The 21859-nt window shown below is 41.7% G+C and carries 20 protein-coding genes and 1 pseudogene; 16 read left to right on the top strand and 5 right to left on the bottom strand.

Annotated elements, in window-relative coordinates:
* Positions 1-7: 7 nt before the first annotated feature.
* A complete protein-coding gene (gene gdhA, locus ADH27_RS05485) occupies positions 8-1354 on the bottom strand; it encodes an NADP-specific glutamate dehydrogenase (protein WP_048716328.1) in 1347 nt (448 codons plus the stop codon).
* 377 nt (positions 1355-1731) lie between these two features.
* Between gdhA and ADH27_RS05490 the strand changes: the two genes are divergently transcribed.
* The 6 genes from ADH27_RS05490 to ADH27_RS05515 all read left to right on the top strand — a co-directional run bounded on the left by ADH27_RS05490 (position 1732) and on the right by ADH27_RS05515 (position 7005).
* Positions 1732-2667: a dihydroorotate oxidase gene (locus tag ADH27_RS05490; protein WP_048716330.1), complete on the top strand. Its 936-nt coding sequence runs from the start codon at positions 1732-1734 to the stop codon at positions 2665-2667.
* A 123-nt stretch (positions 2668-2790) separates the two neighbouring features.
* Positions 2791-3147 carry a hypothetical protein gene (locus ADH27_RS05495; protein ID WP_048716332.1) on the top strand — a complete coding sequence of 119 codons (357 nt, stop codon included), beginning with the start codon at positions 2791-2793 and terminating at the stop codon, positions 3145-3147.
* A 282-nt stretch (positions 3148-3429) separates the two neighbouring features.
* A complete protein-coding gene (gene msrB, locus ADH27_RS05500) occupies positions 3430-4365 on the top strand; it encodes a peptide-methionine (R)-S-oxide reductase MsrB (RefSeq protein ID WP_048716334.1) in 936 nt (311 codons plus the stop codon).
* 34 nt (positions 4366-4399) lie between these two features.
* Entirely contained in the window at positions 4400-4603 is a 204-nt protein-coding gene (locus tag ADH27_RS10425) for a hypothetical protein (RefSeq protein WP_082160978.1), read from the top strand.
* Between the two features lie 352 nt (positions 4604-4955).
* On the top strand, positions 4956-6236 hold the full coding sequence (locus ADH27_RS05510; RefSeq protein ID WP_239681775.1) for a CapA family protein: 1281 nt from the start codon (positions 4956-4958) through the stop codon (positions 6234-6236).
* A gap of 58 nt (positions 6237-6294) precedes the next feature.
* A complete protein-coding gene (locus ADH27_RS05515; RefSeq protein WP_048716340.1) occupies positions 6295-7005 on the top strand; it encodes a DUF554 domain-containing protein in 711 nt (236 codons plus the stop codon).
* Between the two features lie 53 nt (positions 7006-7058).
* On the opposite strand, the gene ADH27_RS05520 is transcribed toward ADH27_RS05515, so the two are convergent.
* Positions 7059-7934, bottom strand: a complete 876-nt coding sequence (locus ADH27_RS05520; protein ID WP_048716342.1) for an AraC family transcriptional regulator — start codon at positions 7932-7934, stop codon at positions 7059-7061.
* Positions 7935-8182: 248 nt separating this feature from the next.
* On the opposite strand from ADH27_RS05520, the gene ADH27_RS05525 reads away from it, so the two are divergent.
* The 8 genes and pseudogenes from ADH27_RS05525 to ADH27_RS05560 all read left to right on the top strand — a co-directional run.
* Positions 8183-9016 (top strand): Cof-type HAD-IIB family hydrolase, encoded by an 834-nt coding sequence (locus tag ADH27_RS05525; protein WP_048716344.1) that lies wholly within the window; start codon positions 8183-8185, stop codon positions 9014-9016.
* Between the two features lie 52 nt (positions 9017-9068).
* Complete coding sequence (locus ADH27_RS05530; RefSeq protein WP_048716345.1) at positions 9069-9701, top strand: SGNH/GDSL hydrolase family protein; 633 nt, start codon at positions 9069-9071, stop codon at positions 9699-9701.
* 334 nt (positions 9702-10035) lie between these two features.
* Positions 10036-11811 (top strand): pyruvate oxidase, encoded by a 1776-nt coding sequence (spxB, locus tag ADH27_RS05535; RefSeq protein ID WP_048688661.1) that lies wholly within the window; start codon positions 10036-10038, stop codon positions 11809-11811.
* Positions 11812-11920: 109 nt separating this feature from the next.
* Positions 11921-12268 carry a VOC family protein gene (locus ADH27_RS05540; protein ID WP_048716347.1) on the top strand — a complete coding sequence of 116 codons (348 nt, stop codon included), beginning with the start codon at positions 11921-11923 and terminating at the stop codon, positions 12266-12268.
* Positions 12269-12907: 639 nt separating this feature from the next.
* A complete protein-coding gene (locus ADH27_RS05545) occupies positions 12908-14347 on the top strand; it encodes a 6-phospho-beta-glucosidase (protein ID WP_048716348.1) in 1440 nt (479 codons plus the stop codon).
* 275 nt (positions 14348-14622) lie between these two features.
* A complete protein-coding gene (locus ADH27_RS05550; RefSeq protein WP_048716350.1) occupies positions 14623-15903 on the top strand; it encodes an AAA family ATPase in 1281 nt (426 codons plus the stop codon).
* 7 nt (positions 15904-15910) lie between these two features.
* The gene (locus ADH27_RS05555) at positions 15911-17206 is read left to right on the top strand and encodes a serine/threonine-protein kinase (RefSeq protein WP_082160980.1); all 1296 of its coding nucleotides are present in this window, start codon (positions 15911-15913) and stop codon (positions 17204-17206) included.
* 47 nt (positions 17207-17253) lie between these two features.
* Positions 17254-17592: pseudogene (locus ADH27_RS05560) on the top strand (family 1 glycosylhydrolase); the annotation flags it as partial.
* Positions 17593-17706: 114 nt separating this feature from the next.
* Here the strand turns inward: ADH27_RS05560 and ADH27_RS05565 are convergent.
* The gene (locus ADH27_RS05565) at positions 17707-18240 is read right to left on the bottom strand and encodes a hypothetical protein (protein WP_048716357.1); all 534 of its coding nucleotides are present in this window, start codon (positions 18238-18240) and stop codon (positions 17707-17709) included.
* A 203-nt stretch (positions 18241-18443) separates the two neighbouring features.
* Here ADH27_RS05565 and ADH27_RS05570 point away from each other — a divergent pair, with 203 nt between their 5' ends.
* Both ADH27_RS05570 and ADH27_RS05575 read left to right on the top strand, forming a co-directional pair.
* The gene (locus ADH27_RS05570) at positions 18444-19133 is read left to right on the top strand and encodes a response regulator transcription factor (RefSeq protein WP_048716592.1); all 690 of its coding nucleotides are present in this window, start codon (positions 18444-18446) and stop codon (positions 19131-19133) included.
* Positions 19133-20020 (top strand): sensor histidine kinase, encoded by an 888-nt coding sequence (locus ADH27_RS05575; RefSeq protein WP_048716358.1) that lies wholly within the window; start codon positions 19133-19135, stop codon positions 20018-20020. Before ADH27_RS05570 ends, ADH27_RS05575 begins: the two co-directional genes overlap by 1 nt.
* A gap of 20 nt (positions 20021-20040) precedes the next feature.
* Here ADH27_RS05575 and ADH27_RS05580 read toward each other — a convergent pair whose 3' ends face one another.
* Both ADH27_RS05580 and ADH27_RS05585 read right to left on the bottom strand, forming a co-directional pair.
* A complete protein-coding gene (locus ADH27_RS05580; protein ID WP_048716360.1) occupies positions 20041-20793 on the bottom strand; it encodes an ABC transporter permease in 753 nt (250 codons plus the stop codon).
* A gap of 54 nt (positions 20794-20847) precedes the next feature.
* The gene (locus tag ADH27_RS05585; RefSeq protein WP_048690315.1) at positions 20848-21756 is read right to left on the bottom strand and encodes an ABC transporter ATP-binding protein; all 909 of its coding nucleotides are present in this window, start codon (positions 21754-21756) and stop codon (positions 20848-20850) included.
* Between the last annotated feature and the right edge of the window lie 103 nt (positions 21757-21859).

The raw sequence follows: 21859 nt of genomic DNA on the forward strand, positions 1-21859 counted from the left end.
AATCAAATTAAACAAGACCTTGGGCAATCATCGCATTTGCGACATTTTCAAAGGCTGCGATATTAGCACCCGCAAGGTAATCTTTACCAAGACCGTAGGTTTCTGCAGTTGTTTTAGCAGTGTTGAAGATGTTGGTCATGATGTCTTTCAAGCGTCCATCCACTTCTTCACGTGTCCATGAAAGGCGGAGGCTGTTTTGGCTCATTTCAAGAGCAGATACAGCAACCCCACCAGCATTGGCAGCTTTAGCAGGTCCGTAAAGGATGCCGTTTTCTTTGTAGACCTTGATCGCATCAAGGTCGCTAGGCATGTTGGCTCCTTCAGAAACAACTTTTACCCCTTGAGCAACTAAGCGTTTCGCTGCTTCACCGTTGATCTCATTTTGAGTAGCACATGGAAGAGCGATATCATAGTTACCAGCGTAAGACCATACAGATCCTTCGTAGTAAGTAGCAGTTGGTTTTTCTGCAGCATACTCAGTCAAACGAGCACGACGTTTTTCTTTGACGTCTGTAAGAAGGTCGAAGTCAATACCGTTTTCGTCGATCACGTAACCGTTTGAGTCAGATACAGAGATAACAGTTGCACCAAGTTCAGTTGCTTTTTGAAGAGCGTATTGAGCAACGTTACCAGAACCTGAGATCACGACTTTCTTACCAGCAAAGCTGTCGCCGTTGGCCTTGAGCATTTCTTCCGTATAGTAAACCAAACCATAACCAGTTGCTTCTGGACGGATCAAGCTACCACCGAAACCAAGAGGTTTACCAGTCAAGACACCAGCATCAAATTGGCGAAGACGTTTGTATTGTCCGTAAAGGTAACCAATCTCACGTCCACCAACCCCGATATCACCAGCTGGGACATCAAGAGAAGGACCGATGTGTTTTTGCAATTCAGTCATGAAGCTTTGGCAGAAACGCATCACTTCAGCGTCTGTTTTTCCTTTAGGATCGAAGTCAGATCCACCTTTACCACCACCGATAGGAAGGCCAGTCAAGACGTTTTTAAAGATTTGTTCGAAGCCGAGGAATTTCAAAATCCCTTGGTTAACTGTTGGGTGGAAACGAAGTCCGCCTTTATATGGTCCAACAGCTGAGTTGAATTGAACACGGTAACCACGGTTAACTTGAACTTTTCCATCACGGTCAACCCAAGGAACACGGAAGCTAATCACGCGTTCTGGCTCAGTAATGCGAGCCAAAATATTTTCTTCGATGTATTCTGGATGTTTTTCAAATACAGGTTCCAAAGTGCTGAGGAACTCTTCAACAGCTTGAAGGAATTCTGCTTCATGGCCGTTGCGAGCTTTTACGGTTTCGAAAGTGCTTTGGATATATTCTTTTGCAGTTGTCATCATGTTTCTCCTTTTTTCATTGAAACGAATTCCAGCAGGTTAGCGAACTTACTGGTATATGGAGGCACTGCTGAGAGCAATGTCATGTTTTATTACGTCGATAATTATAGCAGACTTTTTTTGACTTGTAAAGAAAAAAGTTGAATTTTCTGAAAATTTTCACAACTGATGGAGGATGGTAAAAAAGATACCTAGCTTGGACTTACTCCGGTTGAAATGATGATACGATTTTTAGCTTTCCTTTGAGCGGAAATCCACTCCTTCTTGAGTAATTTCTTGCTATTTCCGGACGATCCTTGTCCTTTTTTAGTTTTCTAGCCATGAATCCTTTTTTTCGTGCTATAATGGCTGTAAGAATTCATTTCAAGGAGTAGAAGATGGTATCGACAAAGACGCAAATTGCTGGTTTTGAATTTGACAACTGCCTGATGAATGCGGCAGGTGTGGCCTGTATGACCACTGAGGAATTAGAGGAAGTGAAGAACTCCGCTGCTGGGACCTTTGTGACCAAGACAGCAACTTTGGAGTTCCGTGCGGGAAATCCAGAGCCACGCTATCAAGATGTCCCACTGGGCTCGATCAATTCAATGGGCCTTCCTAACCAAGGCTTGGACTATTATTTGAATTACCTATTGGAGTTGCAAGAAACCGATCCTGACCAGACTTTCTTCCTATCTCTCGTCGGTATGTCTCCTGAAGAGACCCATACCATCTTGAAAAAGGTGCAAGAAAGTGATTTTAAAGGTTTGACTGAATTGAACCTTTCCTGCCCCAATGTCCCAGGAAAACCTCAGATCGCCTATGATTTTGAGACGACAGATCGGATCTTGTCAGAGGTCTTTGCCTATTTCTCCAAACCTCTTGGGATCAAGTTGCCACCTTATTTTGATATCGTTCATTTCGACCAAGCTGCAGCGATCTTTAACAAATACCCGCTCAAGTTTGTCAATTGCGTCAATTCGATTGGAAATGGCCTTTACATCGAGGATGAATCCGTTGTGATCCGTCCGAAGAACGGCTTTGGTGGGATTGGTGGCGAATACATCAAACCAACGGCTTTGGCCAATGTCCATGCCTTTTACCAACGGCTGAATCCAGAAATTCAGATTGTAGGGACTGGGGGCGTCTTGACTGGTCGTGATGCCTTTGAACATATCCTTTGTGGCGCGAGTATGGTACAAATCGGAACCACGCTTCATAAAGAAGGAGTGGGGGCTTTTGAACGCATTACTGCGGAGCTCAAAGCCATCATGGAAGAAAAAGGCTACCAAAGTCTAGAAGATTTCCGTGGAAAATTGCACTACATTGACTAATTTTTTGAAAAGAGCTTCCTCGAGTGGAAACTTGGGGAAGTTTTTATAGTTTCTTATCCAGAGAGAACATTCTGTTCCTAGTTTTAGGAATTTTCCATTTTTATAGAGAGAAAAAGGTGTACAATAGAGGTGAAAAGGAAGGTGATTTCGATGGGAGAAAGGGATGTGATTCAAGAGGCAAGAACGACGGTCAGCCTTCTTCAAACAGCCTTTTCTAAAGGATGCACCCCCAGTCCTGATGCCTTTCGATTTAAAGAAAATCTAGATCAGATGTTGAAAGTTTTATTGAAGGCTAGGCAGGTAGACAACCGCCTGTTGATCGAGTTGGAAAAGTTTTATCAGACCGCCAGTCTATTGATTGGTCTGGGTGGGCTAGCATTGAACGAAGAAACCTTTCAAGCTTGGCGAGCTTATGATCACTGGCATTACGAGGTTGTGAAGCCTCAGTTACAGGTCTACGGACCGACGGTGGTTCTTTAGTGTTGAAGGAGTCGCCTAGGAACATCAGATGATTGAGAGGAGGTGTGGGACATGTCTCTCATGCATGATTTTTTCCATCAGTTTTTAGTGTCTCTACGAAATCTTGGTTATTCGCTCTTTTTCTTATTTGAAAAATAAGTGGGAGTGCCTTTATCCCTTTTACTAGTATAGTAGAAGGGATTTTTGATGCAGAATCCTTGAAAATCTGAGGCTCTTAGATTATGATGGAGCTAATAGATGTTAAGAGTTCCTCTTAGGGAATGCAGGAAGCGAGGAAAAAAGATGGCAGAGATTTATCTAGCAGGTGGCTGTTTTTGGGGCTTAGAGGAGTATTTTTCTCGGATCCCCGGTGTAGAAAAGACGACGGTGGGCTATGCCAATGGCCAGGTAGAAACGACCAATTATCAACTGATCAAGGAAACGGATCATGCAGAGACTGTACAAGTTATCTACGATCCAGACAAGATCACTTTACGCGCAATTCTGCTCTACTATTTCCGGGTGATCAATCCCTTGTCCTTTAACAAGCAGGGAAATGATCGAGGCCGCCAATATCGGACCGGTGTCTATTACCTAGACGAGGCGGATCGTCAGGTGATCGCCCAAGTGTTTGCGGAGCAAGAAGAGCAACTGGGGCACAAGATCGCGGTGGAGCTAGAGCCCTTGCGTCACTATATCTTGGCTGAGGACTACCACCAAGACTATCTCAAGAAGAATCCTGGAGGCTATTGCCATATCGATGTGACGGATGCAGCCCAACCCTTGATTGATCCGGCAGCCTATCAGAAGCCAGATCAAGAAACCTTAAAGGCGAAACTGACAGCAGAACAGTACCAAGTCACTCAGGAGAGTGCGACGGAGCGTCCTTTCCACAATGCCTACGATCAGACCTTTGAAGAGGGCATCTATGTGGATATTACGACTGGGGAGCCTCTCTTTTTTGCCAAGGATAAGTTTGCTTCTGGCTGTGGCTGGCCAAGTTTCTCCCGTCCCATTGCCAAAGATGTCGTCCACTATTACCAGGACCATAGCCACGGGATGGAGCGGATCGAAGTTCGTTCCCGCTCAGGTAATGCCCATCTCGGCCATGTCTTCACCGATGGACCAAAAGACCAAGGTGGCCTTCGCTATTGCATCAATTCGGCCTCACTGCGCTTTATTCCAAAAGAGGAAATGGAGCAAGAAGGTTATGGTTATTTATTAAAGGCTTTGAAATAAGAGGACCTTTCTAGTAGATCGAAAAACGGAGTTTATGATGAAAAATAGAAATTTGTGGTTAACAATTTTTTCACTTTCGGCTATGGTAACTCTGATTGGATTAGGATTTACTGCCTATAATCATTTTGTATTCCATCAACCTTTTATGAATCGGACGACAAAAGGGCTGCTTTCGGCCTTTTTCCTAAGTCTTGTCATGGTTGCGATTAGCTTGTCCAAATCAAACGATAAGAAATGATGATCGATCATTTATATGAATTAATCAACTGTGCAGGAGCAGGACGATGAAGCGTTTCTAAACAATGGCGCTTCTGTCCTGCTCTCTTTTTTCTCTTCTTAAAATTTGTGATACAATGAAGAGAAAGCATTTCAATGAATACTAGGTTTGATATGGGTTTAGTGGCTCATTGTATAAACCTGAGATGAGAAAGTTGGAATGTTAGAGAAGTGTGAGAATGTAAAAGGTACCATCAAGATGCTAGGGAGAGGCCTTTGACAAGTGCAAGAGAATTGAATAGGAAGAGAAGATGATGAAGAATTGGAAGGATCTCTTAAAGAGATGGAGCGAGCTTGGGAAAGATATCCTCAGGATGCTCAACGACTGGCTTGATATTGGCTTGGGAAAGGTGACCGCTTTCCGCCTGACCAACGAACAGTTTGTCTATGGTTTGCTGATTACAGTATTTGCGGCAGCAAATCTGGTCTTGTGGGTTCAAAAATGGAATGGTTTTCCCATTACAGCGCTAGAAATGCCGGAAGTCGTTGAAAAGCAAGAAGAAGTTCATCCGGATCAGTTACCGCATACGGCTCGGATCATGGCAAATGGAGATCAACTTTATCATGACTTGATTTATATGAGTGCCGCCAAGGAAGATGGAAGCTATGATTTTTCCGAGAATTATCACTATGCTCAGGAATGGTTAAAGCAAGGGGATCTGGTCTTGGGGGATTTTGAAGGGACCATCAATTCGGATTATGGGCTTTCGGGCTATCCGATTTTCAATGCCCCTGGGGAGGTGGTTACTTCGATTAAGGATGCAGGCTATCAGGTGATGGACCTGGGACATAACCATATCCTCGATTCTGGCTTGGAAGGGCTGTTTTCGACTGCCAAGGCATTTGAAGACGCGGGGATCCAAACGGTTGGTGTCTACCCACATGAGACGAGAGATCAAGCCCCTATCCTGATCAAGGAAGTAAATGGGATCAAGATTGCGATCTTGGCCTATTCCTACGGGTTTAATGGGATGGAATATAATCTAGAACAAGAGGACTATGATAACCGTCTATCGGACCTCGATGAGGAGCGGATGCGTCAAGAAATCCAAAAAGCTGAGATGGAAGCGGACGTAACTATTGTCATGCCTCAGATGGGGATTGAATATGAGTTAGAGCCATCAGAGGAACAAAAGGAGCTATACCATAAGATGATTTCTTGGGGGGCGGATATCGTCTTGGGTGGTCATCCTCATGTCGTCCAGCCTGCTGAGATTGTGGATAAGGATGGGCAACAGAAATTGATCATTTATTCTATGGGGAATTTCCTTTCCAATCAGCGGATGGAAACCATGGAAGGGATAGACAATGCCCAATGGACCGAACGGGGTGTCCTGATGGATATCACCATTGAGAAGGTAGGGCGCAAGACACGGATCAAAACGGCTACAGCTCATCCTACTTGGGTCAACCGGACGCCCAAGGACAGTTATTCTCCTGAAGGCTATGAACTCTATCATTTCCAGACCTATATCTTGGAGGACTGGATTGAAGGCGGCAAGTACCGGGACCAATTGGATGATGAAACAAAGGCGCGTGTCGATACAGCCTACCAGGAAGTGAAGGACCGTGTGAATCTGAATTGGGGTCAATAATGATTGTAATGTTAGAAGTTATCTAAGATTCACAAGAGAAGGAAATAGTATACAGAAAATGGGAACACTATACAATGTACTGGGCGTTCTAATAGGAGGATCCCTTGGGCTCTTAGTTGGAGATCGTCTTTCGAAAGAGGTTCAAGAGTCCTTGTTAAAGGTGACAGGAGTAGCGGTTTTTATCTTGGGTATTGCTGGAGCAGTCCAAGGCCTCCTACGGGTAACCGGGTCTAGCTTGAGCAGTCAAAATAGTATGATGATGATTGCTAGTCTAGTGATTGGGACAATTATTGGAGAATTTTTTAAAATTGAGCAGAGGTTTGATCATTTTGGTCTCTGGCTTAAGAAGGTTACTGGAAGCGACAAGGATGCGCGTTTTGTCGATGCTTTTGTGACAACCTCCTTAACCATTTGTGTGGGGGCTATGGCTGTAGTAGGTTCTTTGCAAGATGGTTTGACAGGTGATTCCTCTACCCTAGTCGCAAAGACTGTGCTGGATCTCATGATCGTCCTTATCCTAACGGCTTCGAAAGGGAAAGGAGCACTCTTTTCTGCTGTCCCTATTTTTCTGATTCAAGGGTCCATAACTGTATTAGCTCGTTTTCTAGCACCTATTCTTACTGATACTGCTTTGGCGAATCTTTCGCTAGTAGGCTCCGTCCTGATTTTGTGTGTGGGGATTAATCTGACTTGGGGGAAACAAATCAGAGTGGCCAACATGCTTCCAGCTATTGTGGTAGCAATTCTATGCGCTTTTCTGAATATCTAAAAAAGCACTTATAAGTTGTCGGTTAGACAGCTTATAAGTGCTTTTTGTTTGGCTTAAAGACAAGCTTTTCGGTATTGGCTTGGAGTGACCTGATAGTATTTCTTGAACTGACGATTAAAGTTTGAGAGGTTGTTGAAGCCGGATTGGCTCGCGATATCAATGATTGCCTGATCGGAATGCTGGAGGAGATGGGCCGCTTTTTTCAGTCGATATTGAATGATGTACTCCATGCAAGAGATCCCTAATTGTTTCTTAAAGAAATTCATGAAGTGGGTCGGGCTAAAATGGCACAGCTCTGCCAAATGCTCGATCATGAGCTCCTCTTGGTAATGGTTCGAAATATGGTCGAGGACCAAACGGATTTTTTCTTCTCTCCGGTAAGCGTCCGTTGAGAACTTCTTCTCGACGATATAGTTGTGAGAGAAGAGGAGATAGAGGAGTTCATTGAGCTGGGATTTAAGTCGGAGTTCATAGTAGGGGCCTTGTTCTCTTCCGTTTGCCATACAGGTTAAGAGGCTCTGTTTGATTTCTTCGTAACCGGGTGATTGGGCTTGAATGCGTCGGACGAATTCAAAATCCCCATTGTGGAGGGGTTGTAAATATTTTAGAGTGGCGATATTTTTATGGGTAATCCCAATCAGGTCCAGATTAAAATGCAGGACATCCATAGTATGAGAAGAACTCTGGATGGGGTGGATGGAGTGAAGGGCATTGGGGCGGATCAAAATAATATCACCAGGCTGACTATTAAAATATTCATAGTCGATATGGAACTGAGCAGTCCCTTCATTGACATAAATAATCTCAATATCGGTGTGCCAGTGAAATAAGATATCTGGCTGTCCATTTTGGGTTCTAATTTGTCTGATTGAAAAAGGGAAATCGCTGTTGGTAAAGGATGTTTGGCGGTATAAGGTCTTTGTGTTCATGCCTACCTCTTAGATCTTTTTCGGGAGTAGCAGACGTTTTTACCAGGTGTGTGAAAGGGTCTGCTAGTTACTCATACAGGGAAAATCTACTATCTATATTATAATAAAATTGGACCAAAAATTAAAGAGGATTCGGTGGAATTTCTTAAATTTTAAGGAAGGAGGAGAGGGGCGATTTATGGGAGAGAAGGCTCCAAAATGATGAGGGAATGGTGTATAATAGGGGAAAGATGGAAAGAGGTGGCGGTATGCTACAAATGATTGCGACAGATATGGATGGCACTCTGATGGACGAGCAAGGAGAAGTAGATCATGGGCGTTTGAGTCGCATCTTGGATCAGCTAGACCAAAGAGGGATTCCCTTTGTCATTGCGACAGGGAACGGCTATAGCCGTATGGCTCATGTATTGGGAGACTTGAAAGATCGCGTCACCTTGGTGCTGGCCAATGGGGCACGGATATTAGAGAAGGGAAAGCTCATCCGAGAGTGTAGCTGGCCAGAAGAGTTGGTGCAGGAGGTCTTGCAGTATCTAGAAGGCCGAGAAGAAGAACTCCACCTGGTCGTTAGTAGCTTATCGGGAGGCTATGCCAAGAAAGGAACAGAGTTTCCTCTTTTAGAGCAATTGATGACGCCGGAGTTAGCAGCTGCTTTTTACAAACGGATGCGCTTTGTGGATGATTTGACCCATGAACATGGCGAGCAAGTTTTGAAGCTAAGTGTCGTCACTGAGACTGAAAAAGTCGAAGCCTTTGTGCAAGAGTTACGAGAAAAGTTTGGAAAGCGCCTGCTTCCTGCAGCTAGTGGCTATGGGGCCATTGATATTCTGCAACCGGGTGTCAATAAGGCTACAGCCATTCAATTCTTAGAAGAACGCTGGGGCGTAGATGGTGGGCATCTGATGGCATTTGGCGATAGCCAAAACGATGTCGAGATGCTTGAGTTATCGACCTATTCCTATGCAATGGAAAATGCGGATCCCCATGCGCGACAAGCAGCCCGCTATACGGCGCCTTCTCATCAGAATCAGGGGGTCTACGAAGTCATCGAAGCTTACTTGGATGGAAGGCTCAGCTTCGACTAGGAGCCTATCCTGCCTTGCACAGTTTCTACTATAAGAATCGAAAGGAGCCTTTATGGCTGTACAATTATTGGAGACCTGGCTGTTGAAAGAACAGGCAAAAATACAGAAGAATTACCGAGAACTGAATCACAATCCTTTGAGGGAACCCGATATTCTTTTTATAGGAGACTCTATCGTCGAATACTATCCCCTTCAAGAGTTGCTGTTGACGGATCAGTATATGGTGAACCGGGGGATTAGAGGCTACAAGACAGATCTCTTAAGAGAGCATCTAGATGCCCATATTTTCGGTCAAGCAGTGGACAAGGTCTTTTTGCTGATTGGAACTAATGACATTGGTAAGGAAATGCCCCTGTCGGAAACCATTGAAAACATGAGCATCATCCTGCAGGAGATGGTGCGGCTTTTGCCCTTGGCGCAAATCAAACTCGTTTCGGTTCTTCCTGTGAATGAGGGAGAGCCCTACAAGGGGACAGTTTATATCCGGACCAATCAGAAGATTCAGACCTTGAACCAGGCCTACCACGAATTGGCCCAAGGGATGATAAATGTTGAATTTATCAATGTTTTTGACCATTTGCTTGGAGAAGATGGTCAGCTCAAGCTGGCTTATACAACAGATGGTCTTCATTTAACAATTGAAGGATACAGGATCTTGAGTAAGGCTCTTCAAAGAGAAATCTAACCCATCCTAGCAAGGAAAATGATTTTCCAGCTAGGATTTTTTATGCCTTCTATAAAACAGTTTGGGAAAACACTCTATTTTGTACTAATTCTACAACGAGCAAAAACCTTATCCTTATGCGGTTTATGACTTCTGTTATAAAATAGTTCGCGGAAACAGAACAGATTTTTGCTTTGTGTTATGTAATAGTTCCAGGCATTCAGTGAGCATATTCTTATACAAGGACAATAAAACGTGATAAATTGATATAGTAAAGTTATTTGAAACGTTTTCACTCTTTGTCGAATTCAGTTCAAAGACTGACAATTATTTTTATTGAAGGAGAGTTATCATTATGACTCAAGGGAAAATTACTGCATCTGCAGCAATGCTCAACGTATTGAAAACATGGGGCGTAGACACGATCTACGGTATCCCATCAGGAACACTCAGCTCACTCATGGACGCTTTGGCTGAAGACAAAGATATCCGTTTCTTGCAAGTTCGCCACGAAGAAACTGGTGCTCTTGCAGCGGTTATGCAAGCTAAATTTGGCGGATCTATCGGTGTTGCAGTTGGTTCAGGTGGTCCAGGTGCGACTCACTTGATCAACGGTGTTTACGATGCAGCTATGGATAACACTCCATTCCTTGCTATCCTTGGATCACGTCCAGTTAACGAATTGAACATGGATGCCTTCCAAGAATTGAACCAAAACCCAATGTACAACGGTATCGCTGTTTACAACAAACGTGTAGCTTATGCAGAGCAATTGCCAAAAGTGATTGACGAAGCTTGCCGTGCTGCCGTTTCTAAAAAAGGTCCAGCTGTCGTTGAAATTCCAGTAAACTTTGGTTTCCAAGAAATCGACGAAAACTCATACTACGGTTCAGGTTCATACGAGCGTTCATTCATCGCTCCTGCTTTGAACGAAGTTGAAATCGATAAAGCTGTTGAAATCTTGAACAATGCTGAACGCCCAGTGATCTATGCTGGTTACGGTGGTGTTAAAGCTGGTGAAGTGATCACTGAATTGTCACGTAAAATCAAAGCACCAATCATCACAACTGGTAAAAACTTTGAAGCTTTCGAATGGAACTACGAAGGTTTGACAGGTTCTGCTTACCGTGTTGGTTGGAAACCAGCCAACGAAGTAGTCTTCGAAGCAGACACAGTTCTTTTCCTTGGTTCAAACTTCCCATTTGCTGAAGTTTACGAAGCATTCAAGAATACTGAAAAATTCATCCAAGTCGATATCGATCCTTACAAACTTGGTAAACGTCATGCCCTAGACGCTTCAATCCTTGGTGATGCAGGTCAAGCAGCGAAAGCAATCCTTGACAAAGTGAATCCAGTTGAATCTACTCCATGGTGGCGTGCAAACGTTAAGAATAACCAAAACTGGCGTGATTACATGAACAAACTCGAAGGTAAAACTGAGGGTGAATTGCAATTGTATCAAGTTTACAATGCAATCAACAAACATGCTGATCAAGACGCTATCTATTCAATCGACGTAGGTGACACTACTCAAACATCTACTCGTCACCTTCACATGACACCTAAGAACATGTGGCGTACATCTCCACTCTTTGCGACAATGGGTATTGCCCTTCCTGGTGGTATCGCTGCTAAGAAAGACAATCCAGATCGCCAAGTATGGAACATCATGGGTGACGGTGCATTCAACATGTGCTACCCAGACGTTATCACAAACGTTCAATACGACCTTCCAGTTATCAACGTTGTCTTCTCAAATGGTAAATATGCCTTCATCAAGGACAAATACGAAGACACAAACAAACACTTGTTTGGTTGTGACTTCCCTAATGCTGACTATGCGAAAATCGCTGAAGCTCAAGGAGCTATTGGATTTACAGTTGACCGTATCGAAGACATCGACGCAGTCGTTGCTGAAGCTGTTAAATTGAACAAAGAAGGTAAAACTGTTGTTATCGATGCTCACATCACTCCACATCGTCCACTTCCAGTAGAAGTACTTGAGTTGGATCCAAAACAACACTCAGAAGAAGCTATTAAAGCCTTCAAAGAAAAATACGAAGCTGAAGAGCTTGTACCATTCCGCCTCTTCTTGGAAGAAGAAGGTTTGCAATCACGCGCAATCAAATAATTCCTCTTGTGGAAAATCAAAAGTAAACATTGTAGATTTTATGCTTTGATTTTCTTAGAGAGAAACTTAAAAGATCGGAGTCATCCGGTCTTTTTCTGGAGGATAGTAAATGAATTTAAATCAATTAGATATCATCGTTTCAAATGTTCTTCAAGTATGTGCTGACTTGGAGCGTATTTTTGATAAAAAAGCCGATTATGTTGACGACAGTTTTGCTCAGTTTACGATTGGCAGTCACTGTCTCATGTTGTCCCAAAATCATTTGATTCCTTTGGAACATTTTCAGTCAGGAATCATTCTTCATGTCGAGGTTGAGGATGTAGACCAGAACTACAAACGGTTGAAAGAACTTGGTATCCAGGTTTTAAACGGCCCAGTTGTAACCGATTGGGGAACCGAAAGCTTGCTAGTTGAAGGCCCTGCTAGTCTAGTGATTGATTTTTATCGTATGAAATAGGAGGCGTGGTCATTTAACGTCAACCTTAGCTATTCTTAAAATAGAATTTGAGAAAATGAACTATAGAAAAGATCGGAGCCATCCGGTCTTTTCTATTAAAGACAAAATCTTCTTTGAAACTTTCCTTAGGTGAGTACGGACGTTAGGTGAAATTATCCAGTGGATGATTTCAGCAATCCAGGAAGTTCCATGACTAAATCAAGATACTAAGGGCGTCTTCGGATAAAGTCAAAATAGGAAGTTTGACGCAGAATCTTTTGATTCTAGGAAAGCTTATCTTTTTGACACAATCCGCAGCCCGTGTTCAATTAGTTTTGAACCTAAAGTTTCAAAACTCCCGCGTGCTAGAAACAATCGTGTTTCAAGCACTTTTCTCACGGCGGAAAGTTTCAGTAGATGATTGAATAATTCTAACGAATAAAATTTTTCTATATTTAACAGAATTTATTAGATTTAAGAAATCCAAATATTATATTTGGCAAAAGAGTATGCATTTTAACAGATCGGATTCGTCCGATCTGTTTTCTTGTATGAGTGTGGTAGATACCTTAGAATAGTATCAGTTTTTCCTAGGATGCTGTAAGATTTTTGAGTTAGAGAAGGGTATAATAGAACTATCAAATCAAGTGAGGTAGAGAGATGACCGATAAACTTCAATTTCCAGATGGTTTTCTTTGGGGTGGGGCGACGGCTGCTAACCAGTGTGAGGGAGCTTATAATGAAGATGGCCGTGGCTTGGCCAATGTGGATGTGGTACCGATTGGTCCTGATCGTCACGCCATTATTACGGGTCAGAAAAAGATGTTTGACTTTGAAGAGGGCTATTTTTATCCGGCTAAAGATGGCATTGATATGTACCATCGCTACAAGGAAGACATTGCGCTCTTTGGGGAAATGGGCTTTAAAACCTATCGCTTGTCCATTGCCTGGTCTCGGATTTTCCCGCAAGGAGATGAACTGGAGCCAAACGAAGCAGGTCTACAGTTCTATGAAGACCTCTTTAAGGAATGTCACAAGTATGGCATTGAACCTTTGGTGACCATTACTCACTTTGACTGTCCCATGCATTTGATTACCGAGTATGGAGGTTGGCGTAGTCGCAAGATGTTAGAATATTACGAACGTCTCTGCCGGACCCTCTTCACTCGCTACAAGGGCTTGGTCAAATACTGGCTGACCTTCAATGAGATCAATATGATCCTCCATGCGCCTTTTATGGGAGCGGGTCTCTGCTTTGAAGAAGGGGAGAATGAGGAGCAAGTCAAATACCAGGCGGCTCACCATGAGTTGGTCGCTTCAGCCATTGCCACCAAGCTAGCCCATGAGATTGATCCTAACAATAAGGTCGGCTGTATGCTGGCAGCTGGGCAAAACTATCCGCATACCTGTGCTCCGCGAGATGTCTGGGCTGGTCTAGAAGAAGACCGCAAGAACTATTTCTTTATCGATGTGCAGGCGCGTGGGGAATACCCAAACTATGCTAAGAAAGAGTGGGAGCGTCAGGGAATTACGGTTGAGATGACTGAGCAGGACCTTCAATTATTGAAAGAGCATACGGTGGACTTTATTTCCTTCTCCTACTATGCTAGTCGGGTCGCTTCAGGGGATCCAGCTGAAAGGGAGAAAACAGCGGGCAATATCTTTGCCTCTCTGAAGAACCCCTACCTAGAAAGCTCGGAATGGGGTTGGCAGATTGACCCTCTTGGTCTCCGCATTACCCTAAATACCATCTGGGATCGTTATCAAAAGCCCATGTTTATCGTGGAAAATGGATTAGGGGCAGTCGATACGCCTAATGAAGCAGGGGAGATTGAGGATGATTACCGGATTGACTACCTGGCTGCCCATGTCAAGGCCATGCGAGATGCTATCAACGAAGACGGCGTCGTCCTTTGGGGCTATACGACTTGGGGCTGTATTGACCTGGTCTCTGCCGGGACTGGAGAAATGAAGAAGCGCTATGGCTTTATCTATGTCGATCGGGACAACGAAGGCAAGGGAACCCTAGCCCGCTCACGTAAGAAATCCTTCTATTGGTACAAAGAAGTCATTGCGACCAATGGGGCTTCTGTTGAGTAGGCATTAAATTAATTGGATTTTCTTTTAATTTAATTGTTTTATAGAAATTATTTTTAACTGTGTTCTTTTGAAACTATAAATTTACTGGTATTGATCGAAACGAATAAGTGGTAATTTCACATAAAAAAACAAACAAAGGCGTTATATGTGGTTTTGTTGTACAAAAAAATATTTTTTTGTTATAATCAGGTGAAAAAATCACGCGAGGTTTGCAAATGTTATTGAATTTTCGATTTAAAAACTTTTTGTCATTTAGAGAATTAACTGAGTTTTCTATGATTCCAAGTCAGGTAAGAAGTTTAAAACACCATTTAAAAAAAGTAAATGAAGAAATATCAGTTTTGAATTTTGCATCTATATATGGGGCGAATGCTGCAGGTAAGTCTAATTTTATTAAAGCACTTCAATTTTCTCAAACTTTAATTGTTAGTTCGGAAGAAAGGATCAGAAAAAGTGTAGTTAAGGAAAGTTATTATAAAGGAGAAATTTTATTTAAAGAAAAAAATTCTGATTTCGAATTTGATCTCATAATTGGAGAAGAAATTTTTACATATGGTTTTTCGATAAATTTATTTAATTTTGAGATAAAAAATGAGTGGTTATATAAGAGAGTTAATAATGAAGATATAAAACTATATGAAATAGATCACAGTAAAGAAATAAAAATCGATGATATATGTTTAGAAAATTTGGAAATAAACGAAAATGATAGAGAAAGATTTAAAGTTTATATATCTGATGCAAATAAATCAAGCTCATTATTTTTACAATATATTAATGCAGTTGAGAGAAAAGTTGATTATAGTATAGAGCTATATAGGGTCTATGAATGGTTCTCAAATTCTATGGAAGTTATTTCAACATACGATGGTGCAAAAGGAAGTGAGGATGCCTTTTTAAATGAAGAAGATACAGAAAAATTGGCGGAATTTTTAAAAGATTTTGGGACTGGAATTGAAAGAATTGAAAGACAGGTAATAAGTAAACAAGATATTGATGATATAAATAGAAAATCAATAGATTCTTTAGCAGATCGGTTAATTGATATTAATAAGCAAGATGAGTCTGAAATTGCTGCTGGTATGATTCAGACAAATGAAAATATATATTTTTTCTCTATTGATGATAATGATGAATTAGTGATAGAACGTATTTATTTTATCCACGAAGGAACAAGTTTAAAATTTCCCCTTAGAGCGGAATCTGATGGAACAAGACGATTAATCGAAATGTATGGCGTTTTGAATACCGTAAAAGATAAAGTATATATTATAGATGAGATTGACAGGAGTTTTCATCCGAATTTAACTTATGAATTTATAAAAAGAGCACTAAGTAATAGTAAAATACAATTAATTATTACAACACATGAAGACAGATTGCTGGATTTAAAACTTTTAAGAAGGGATGAGATATGGTTTGTAGATAAGCTTAAAAACGAATCTCGATTATATTCATTGGAAGATTATAAAGTTAGATTTGATAAAGATATTATGAAAGACTATTTGTCAGGTAAATATGGCAGTATCCCTACATTTAATAATCTTTTTGAATAGGTGAGGGATGAATATGTTACGTGAAAAGAATAAAGTTTTTAAGCGCTTGGATAATATTCCAGAAGTAAAAACAAGACAGCTAATCGGTAAGGGAGGTTTCTGTGAAGTATATCAAATCTCAAACGATATAGTAGAGAAAGTCTTAATGGGATCAGGCGAAGAAAATATTGAAAGATTCAAAAGAGAAATAAGTTATATAGAAAGAGTCAATCATCCAAATATTATAAATATCATAGATAAAAGGATAGATAACGGAAACAGAAGATATTCTTACACTATGAAGCGATATTCATACAATTATGAGCAATATCTTTCTCTAGTTAATGATTCAGACGGTTTTCCATTAGAGGTACTTGAAAATATTTTTGATGCAATAGTATATTTACATGAGGAAGGAATTATACACAGAGATTTAAAACCTAGTAATATTTTGATTAATGTAGACCCTTTTGAAGTTGTTGTTGCTGATTTTGGGCTTGGGAAGTCAATGAAAGAAAAATCAAATTTAACACAGATTGGTTTAGGGATGGGATCAGCCAATTATTCGGCCCCAGAATTACTCATGGGTAAGGGAGGAATAGATTTTAGAGTAGATATATATAGTCTAGGAAAAATTCTTGACTTCACTATTCAAAAATTACAAATTGATTGTCCACAAGAAATTAAGCAAGTTGTTGAGAAATCAACTGAATATAGACCTGGAATGAGATATTCTTCTGTCATTGAATTGAAAAACATATTCTTTCAAGTTGAGATGATTCACAGTCATAAAGCAACGATTGATATAGTAATAAGTTATTTAACCGAACATATAGATGTTAGTCCAGAATTATTTGACAATTTATTCAATAACATTATTCGCCCAACTATACAAAAGGCTGAGGATAGAGAATTTGAAATTGAATTTAAAAAAATCTTATCGTCACCACAAATTGTGAATCATTTTTTGACTAATTTTTCAAAGGAATTTGAGGACTATTTGATTTATTATTGTGATTTGGTTCAAGGTTTACCTAGATTTGATGAGGAGGCTAATTTCATAGTGAGTTGCCTCTATCAATTAATTGAAGAACCAGGAGCGGATGAAGTGCTATTGAGTACTGTGTGGAAAACTCTAATTCAATTAGCATTCATATCATATACTAATCATGGTTCTTATGATATTTCGTCATTGATAAAAATAGAGTTGAGTAAGATATTGAATAGTCGAGCTAGCTTTAAAAAACAACTGTTGGATGAGTTATCAACTAAAGATGACCTGAACAATTTTTATGAAGATAAATTAAAAATGAGTGAAAAATAGAATATAGTTAAATAATAAATTCTCTTGCTTTTGTCTTACTTTGAATTTACTATCACTCTCTATTTATCGTGGAAAATGGATTAGGAGCAGTGGATACACCAAATGAAGCGGGGGAAATCGAGGATGCTTACCGGATTGACTACCTAGCTGCCCACATCAAGGCCATGCGAGATGCCATTAACGAAGATGGTGTTGTCCTTTGGGGCTATACGACTTGGGGATGTATTGACCTGGTCTCTGCCGGGACTGGAGAAATGAAGAAACGCTACGGCTTTATCTATGTCGATCGGGACAACGAAGGTAAGGGAAGCTTGGCCCGCTCACGTAAGAAATCCTTCTATTGGTACAAAGAAGTCATTGCGTCCAATGGAGCTTCTGTTGAATAAAAGTTTTCGGTCCTTGCTGGCCGACTCTCTCCTATAAACTAAAAAGCTTAGAATCCCAACCACAAGCTGGGGTCCTAAGCTTTTTGTATGTAGTTAAACCAAGTCATTATGGATTTACTGGTCGTAGTCTAAGACATTGTTCTCGATGACAAACTTAGATTCAGCGGAAATGTTGGCTTCTCCTAGTTGCAACTGCGAACTTCCATCTGGCTTCATGATGTGCCACTGGCCGTCCTTGTGGGCAAAAATAGCCTGAAATGTGACGTTATCACTCTTGTCTCGAATGGGTAGAACAAATGCTTGATCTGTATTTTCTAAGAGAATCTCTTCTTTTTTTTCAAAGTTATAGATATAAAATTGTCCAGTTCTTTGTCCCAAACCATGAAGTTCGTCGACCTTTTGCCAATTTTCAAAATTTTTCTGAACTAGGGATTCATTAAAAACCTTGTTGAAGGTTTCGTTGCGTTTCTTCGTTTCTTCCTCGTCTAGTGTTTTCTGAAACTCTGCAACCTTTTTAGTCGTTTGGATGGTTTGCTTTTGTTGCTCTCTAATTTGGTGTCGGTGGATGACTCGCATCATTTTTCCAGCAACGCCCAGGATAACGAGAATGGATACAAGGCTGATTTTAGTTTTGGCATTTTTTTTCATAGATGATTCTCCCTATTCTGTCATTGGTCCTATTATACCCTTTGAAAGAAAGGATAGTCAAGTTCATCCTGTGATGACCTAACATGCAGATCTACCTGGGTACTATAGAATTTTCTCATATTTTCATTGACGAAGGAGCTTTTATTTGATAGGCTAGGGGAATAGAAATGATTTGGAGTTCAAAGGAAAAAGGAGCGAGGCAAGTGGCACGGATTTTATTAATCGAGGATAATAATGATATCCAAGAAATTTTATGCAGTCTCTTAAGTGAAGACTATGAGGTCCTTCAGGCTTTTTCAGGTACAGAAGGGCTGCGGCTCTTCCAGCAAGAAGCTATTGATTTGGTCCTTCTGGATATCATGCTTCCTGGGAAAAATGGCGATCAGGTCCTGGAGGAGATCCGTTTGCAGAGTCAAGCGCCGGTCATCATGATGACCGCTCTTGGGGATAAACACCTCATTAGCCAGTACCTCCTTGCCGGTGCCAATGATTATATTGTCAAGCCCTTTAATCTGGACGAAGTGGCGGCTCGGGTGACGGTGCAGCTGCGAAATCAACCGACGGTAGCACAGGAAGCTCAAGCGTCGCAAAAGCTCTCCTTTAAAAATCTGATCCTGAATCCAGAAACCTTTGAACTGGAGTCTGGCGAACAGACGCTTCGCTTGGGCAAAAAAGAATTTCAAATTTTTGAGACCTTGCTAGCACATCCAAAGAAGATTTTCACCAAGGAAGAATTGTATGAGGCGGTCTGGGAAGAAGTTTATCTGCCTGGAGACAATACCCTTAATGCCCAATTGAGTAATCTCCGGAAGAAAATTGCCCAGCTTGATCCTAACGAGGATTACATTGAAACCGTCTGGGGCTTGGGTGTTCGCTTGAAAGGAGACAAGTAATGTGGGGATTGGTTCTAATTCTAGTCGTCCTTGTCCTTCTCTTGGGACTGGGCTACCTTCGCCTACTCTCTGCTCTCAAAGATTTGCAGGAGCAGATTCAAAATAAGCTCCAAAATGGGAGTGGGGTGCGGTTAACGTCACGTGTTTCAAAAAAAGAAATGGTCGCCTTGACCAAGCAGGTCAGTGATCTCTTTGAACAGATCGAGCGGACCAATCGGATTGCCTTTCAAGAGAAAAAGACCTTGGATATAGCTATCAGTAATATTGCTCATGATATCAGGACGCCTTTGACCATTGCATCGGGATATACCCAACAAATCATCAAGGGTGGGACGCAGGAAGAGGAGAAGCTGAAGAAAATTGCTTCCAATCTTCAAGTCGTCTCAAAACGCCTGGAATCTCTCTTGGAATACAGACGCTTGATGGAGGGAGCCATTCAGCCTCGGCTTTCAGATGTTAATCTCAGCCAAGTCCTGACCCAGCAGTTGTTCCAGTATTATGATAGCTTGTCTGAGGCGGGGATTGCCTTAGAAGTGGAGATAGAGGAGCATCTTCATTATGCTACGGATCCGGAGCTTTGGGAGCGCCTCCTGCAAAATATGCTCAGCAATGTCCTCAAACATGGAAAGGAGCAGGCGCGTTTGACCTTGATTTCGGACGCGGACACGATTCGGGTAGAGCTGCGCAATATTGTGCAACTACCGATCCAACATTTAGACCAACTGGCTAGTCGATTCTACTCTGAAAATCTGTCGGATACAGAAGAGTCTTCTGGCTTGGGTCTCTACATTATTCAAAATTTTGTAGAGATCTTAGGGGGCGACTTGCAACTGGCAACAGAGGCAGATTGGTTTGTTTTGACCATTACACTAAGAAAAAAGGCTTGAGCACCGCTCAAGCCTTTTTGTTATAAATCTTTGTGTTTGAAAGTAGCTAGTCCCAAGAATCCGAAAACAAGGATGAAACCAAGGGCGATCGAGAGAGTGTTGTTCGTTGCTGTGGTGCTTTGGACCATGGAATATTGGAATTCCAAGTTTAGATAGTGGAGAATATCAATATCTTTAAAGAAAAGCGCAGGAAGGCTTAAGAGGATATTTCCAATGAAGTAGCCAACGAAGGCTAGGGTGATGGATTGGCTAGCGTAAAGAAGGAAGGAAATGATGCTGACCCAAGCCAGGGTGGAAAGGAACTGAATCAGCACGGTCAGTCCAAAATGAGCAAGGAAGTGCTCTGGCATGGTTCCAAGTCCATTGTAGAGGGTCGCGATTAAGAAGACGAGACCATAAGAAACAAGAAATTGGAAGAGGGCAATGGTCAGGACAACGGCGCTTTTGGCAAAGTAGTAGCTGGTGCGCGAAACCCCATAGGCCAGATTATTCTTGTATAAGTTTTGCGTTAAGTCTGTTCCTAGAACCAAGGTGATGACAATAATGGTAAAGAGGATAGTCACACTGATGCTGGAAGAGTAGTTGGTCAAGGCTTTAAAGCCCGTCCAAACTTCGGTTGCTTGGGGTAATTTGGATTCCGTATTGACGCCGACGTGGCCGGTAGCTCCAAAGATGACTCCAGACAGGATGTTGAGAACGAGAATGGCTTCTGTAATCCAAAAACCTTTTGAGCGAAAAAGTCTGTAAAAATCTGCTTGAATGGTATGCAACATGATAAATCTCCTAAATGAAATATGTGGGATAAGTAATGCAAGACGGTGGGTTGACTAGTCTACCAAGTCCGTAAAGAATTTTTCCAGATCTTGGCGAGCATAGTAGATTTCATCCACGTCAATATCCTCTTGAACGAGCGCTTTGACAATGACTTTAATATCGTGAGTCTGTCCAAAGATATGGATTTCTCCATCCTTATCGATGACCTTGATACGGTGATGGAGCTGATCCTGGATCAGTTGACTGGCAAGAGCTAGTTGGCTAGTTTTGAGGATGATGTAATCTTCTCCTTGTTCTTCGAATTCAGCCTTGCTAATTTCTTTGATCAGGCGTCCTTGGTCGACAATGCCAAAGCGATTGGCAACCAGATAAAGTTCGGAGAGGATGTGACTGGAAATGAGGATGGTCATGCCGAGTTCATCGTTGAGGCGCTTGATCATCTGACGGAATTCCTTGATTCCGACAGGATCGAGACCATTGATGGGTTCGTCCAAAATGAGGAAGTCGGGCTTGGCAATGAGCGCAATCGCAATTCCCAACCGTTGTTTCATCCCGAGTGAAAAATCGCGGAATTTCTTCTTACCCGTATTATTCAGGCCGACATAGTTCAAGGTTTCTTTGATGACCTGGTCGGGATTGGGGATATGGCGTGCCTTGCAATAGTAGATTAGGTTTTGATAAGCGGTCATATGCTTGTGAGCCACAGGACTTTCAATGACAGATCCGACCCGTTTCAGGGCTTGTGTCCACTGAGAGCGATTCGTGGAAGCGAAGAGGGAGACGCTTCCATCAGTTTCTTGAATCAGCTGGGTGATGACCTTGATGAGGGTGGTTTTCCCTGCCCCGTTTTTACCGATGAGGCCGTAGACGTCGCCTTTGCGAATGGTGAGATTCACATCATTTAAGGCGTATTGTTGACCGAACTTTTTACTCAAATGGGAAATTTCTAATACTTTTTCCATGGTTTTCTCCTTCGTCCAAATGACTAGTTGTTTTCTTTACACTCTTAGTATACAGCTTGCTTTTCAAATAACTATCAAGCAATTCTAAAATATTTCTAAAAAA

The organism is Streptococcus sp. 343_SSPC (assembly GCF_001072385.1).
Taxonomy (GTDB): Bacteria; Bacillota; Bacilli; order Lactobacillales; family Streptococcaceae; genus Streptococcus.

Coding starts and splice junctions, on each gene's coding strand:
- gdhA (WP_048716328.1), bottom strand. CDS start 1,354: ATGACAACTGCAAAAGAATATATCCAAAGCACTTTCGAAACCGTAAAA.
- ADH27_RS05490 (WP_048716330.1), top strand. CDS start 1,732: ATGGTATCGACAAAGACGCAAATTGCTGGTTTTGAATTTGACAACTGC.
- msrB (WP_048716334.1), top strand. CDS start 3,430: ATGGCAGAGATTTATCTAGCAGGTGGCTGTTTTTGGGGCTTAGAGGAG.
- ADH27_RS10425 (WP_082160978.1), top strand. CDS start 4,400: ATGATGAAAAATAGAAATTTGTGGTTAACAATTTTTTCACTTTCGGCT.
- ADH27_RS05510 (WP_239681775.1), top strand. CDS start 4,956: ATGCTCAACGACTGGCTTGATATTGGCTTGGGAAAGGTGACCGCTTTC.
- ADH27_RS05515 (WP_048716340.1), top strand. CDS start 6,295: ATGGGAACACTATACAATGTACTGGGCGTTCTAATAGGAGGATCCCTT.
- ADH27_RS05520 (WP_048716342.1), bottom strand. CDS start 7,934: ATGAACACAAAGACCTTATACCGCCAAACATCCTTTACCAACAGCGAT.
- ADH27_RS05525 (WP_048716344.1), top strand. CDS start 8,183: ATGCTACAAATGATTGCGACAGATATGGATGGCACTCTGATGGACGAG.
- ADH27_RS05530 (WP_048716345.1), top strand. CDS start 9,069: ATGGCTGTACAATTATTGGAGACCTGGCTGTTGAAAGAACAGGCAAAA.
- spxB (WP_048688661.1), top strand. CDS start 10,036: ATGACTCAAGGGAAAATTACTGCATCTGCAGCAATGCTCAACGTATTG.
- ADH27_RS05540 (WP_048716347.1), top strand. CDS start 11,921: ATGAATTTAAATCAATTAGATATCATCGTTTCAAATGTTCTTCAAGTA.
- ADH27_RS05545 (WP_048716348.1), top strand. CDS start 12,908: ATGACCGATAAACTTCAATTTCCAGATGGTTTTCTTTGGGGTGGGGCG.
- ADH27_RS05550 (WP_048716350.1), top strand. CDS start 14,623: ATGATTCCAAGTCAGGTAAGAAGTTTAAAACACCATTTAAAAAAAGTA.
- ADH27_RS05555 (WP_082160980.1), top strand. CDS start 15,911: ATGAATATGTTACGTGAAAAGAATAAAGTTTTTAAGCGCTTGGATAAT.
- ADH27_RS05565 (WP_048716357.1), bottom strand. CDS start 18,240: ATGAAAAAAAATGCCAAAACTAAAATCAGCCTTGTATCCATTCTCGTT.
- ADH27_RS05575 (WP_048716358.1), top strand. CDS start 19,133: ATGTGGGGATTGGTTCTAATTCTAGTCGTCCTTGTCCTTCTCTTGGGA.
- ADH27_RS05580 (WP_048716360.1), bottom strand. CDS start 20,793: ATGTTGCATACCATTCAAGCAGATTTTTACAGACTTTTTCGCTCAAAA.
- ADH27_RS05585 (WP_048690315.1), bottom strand. CDS start 21,756: ATGGAAAAAGTATTAGAAATTTCCCATTTGAGTAAAAAGTTCGGTCAA.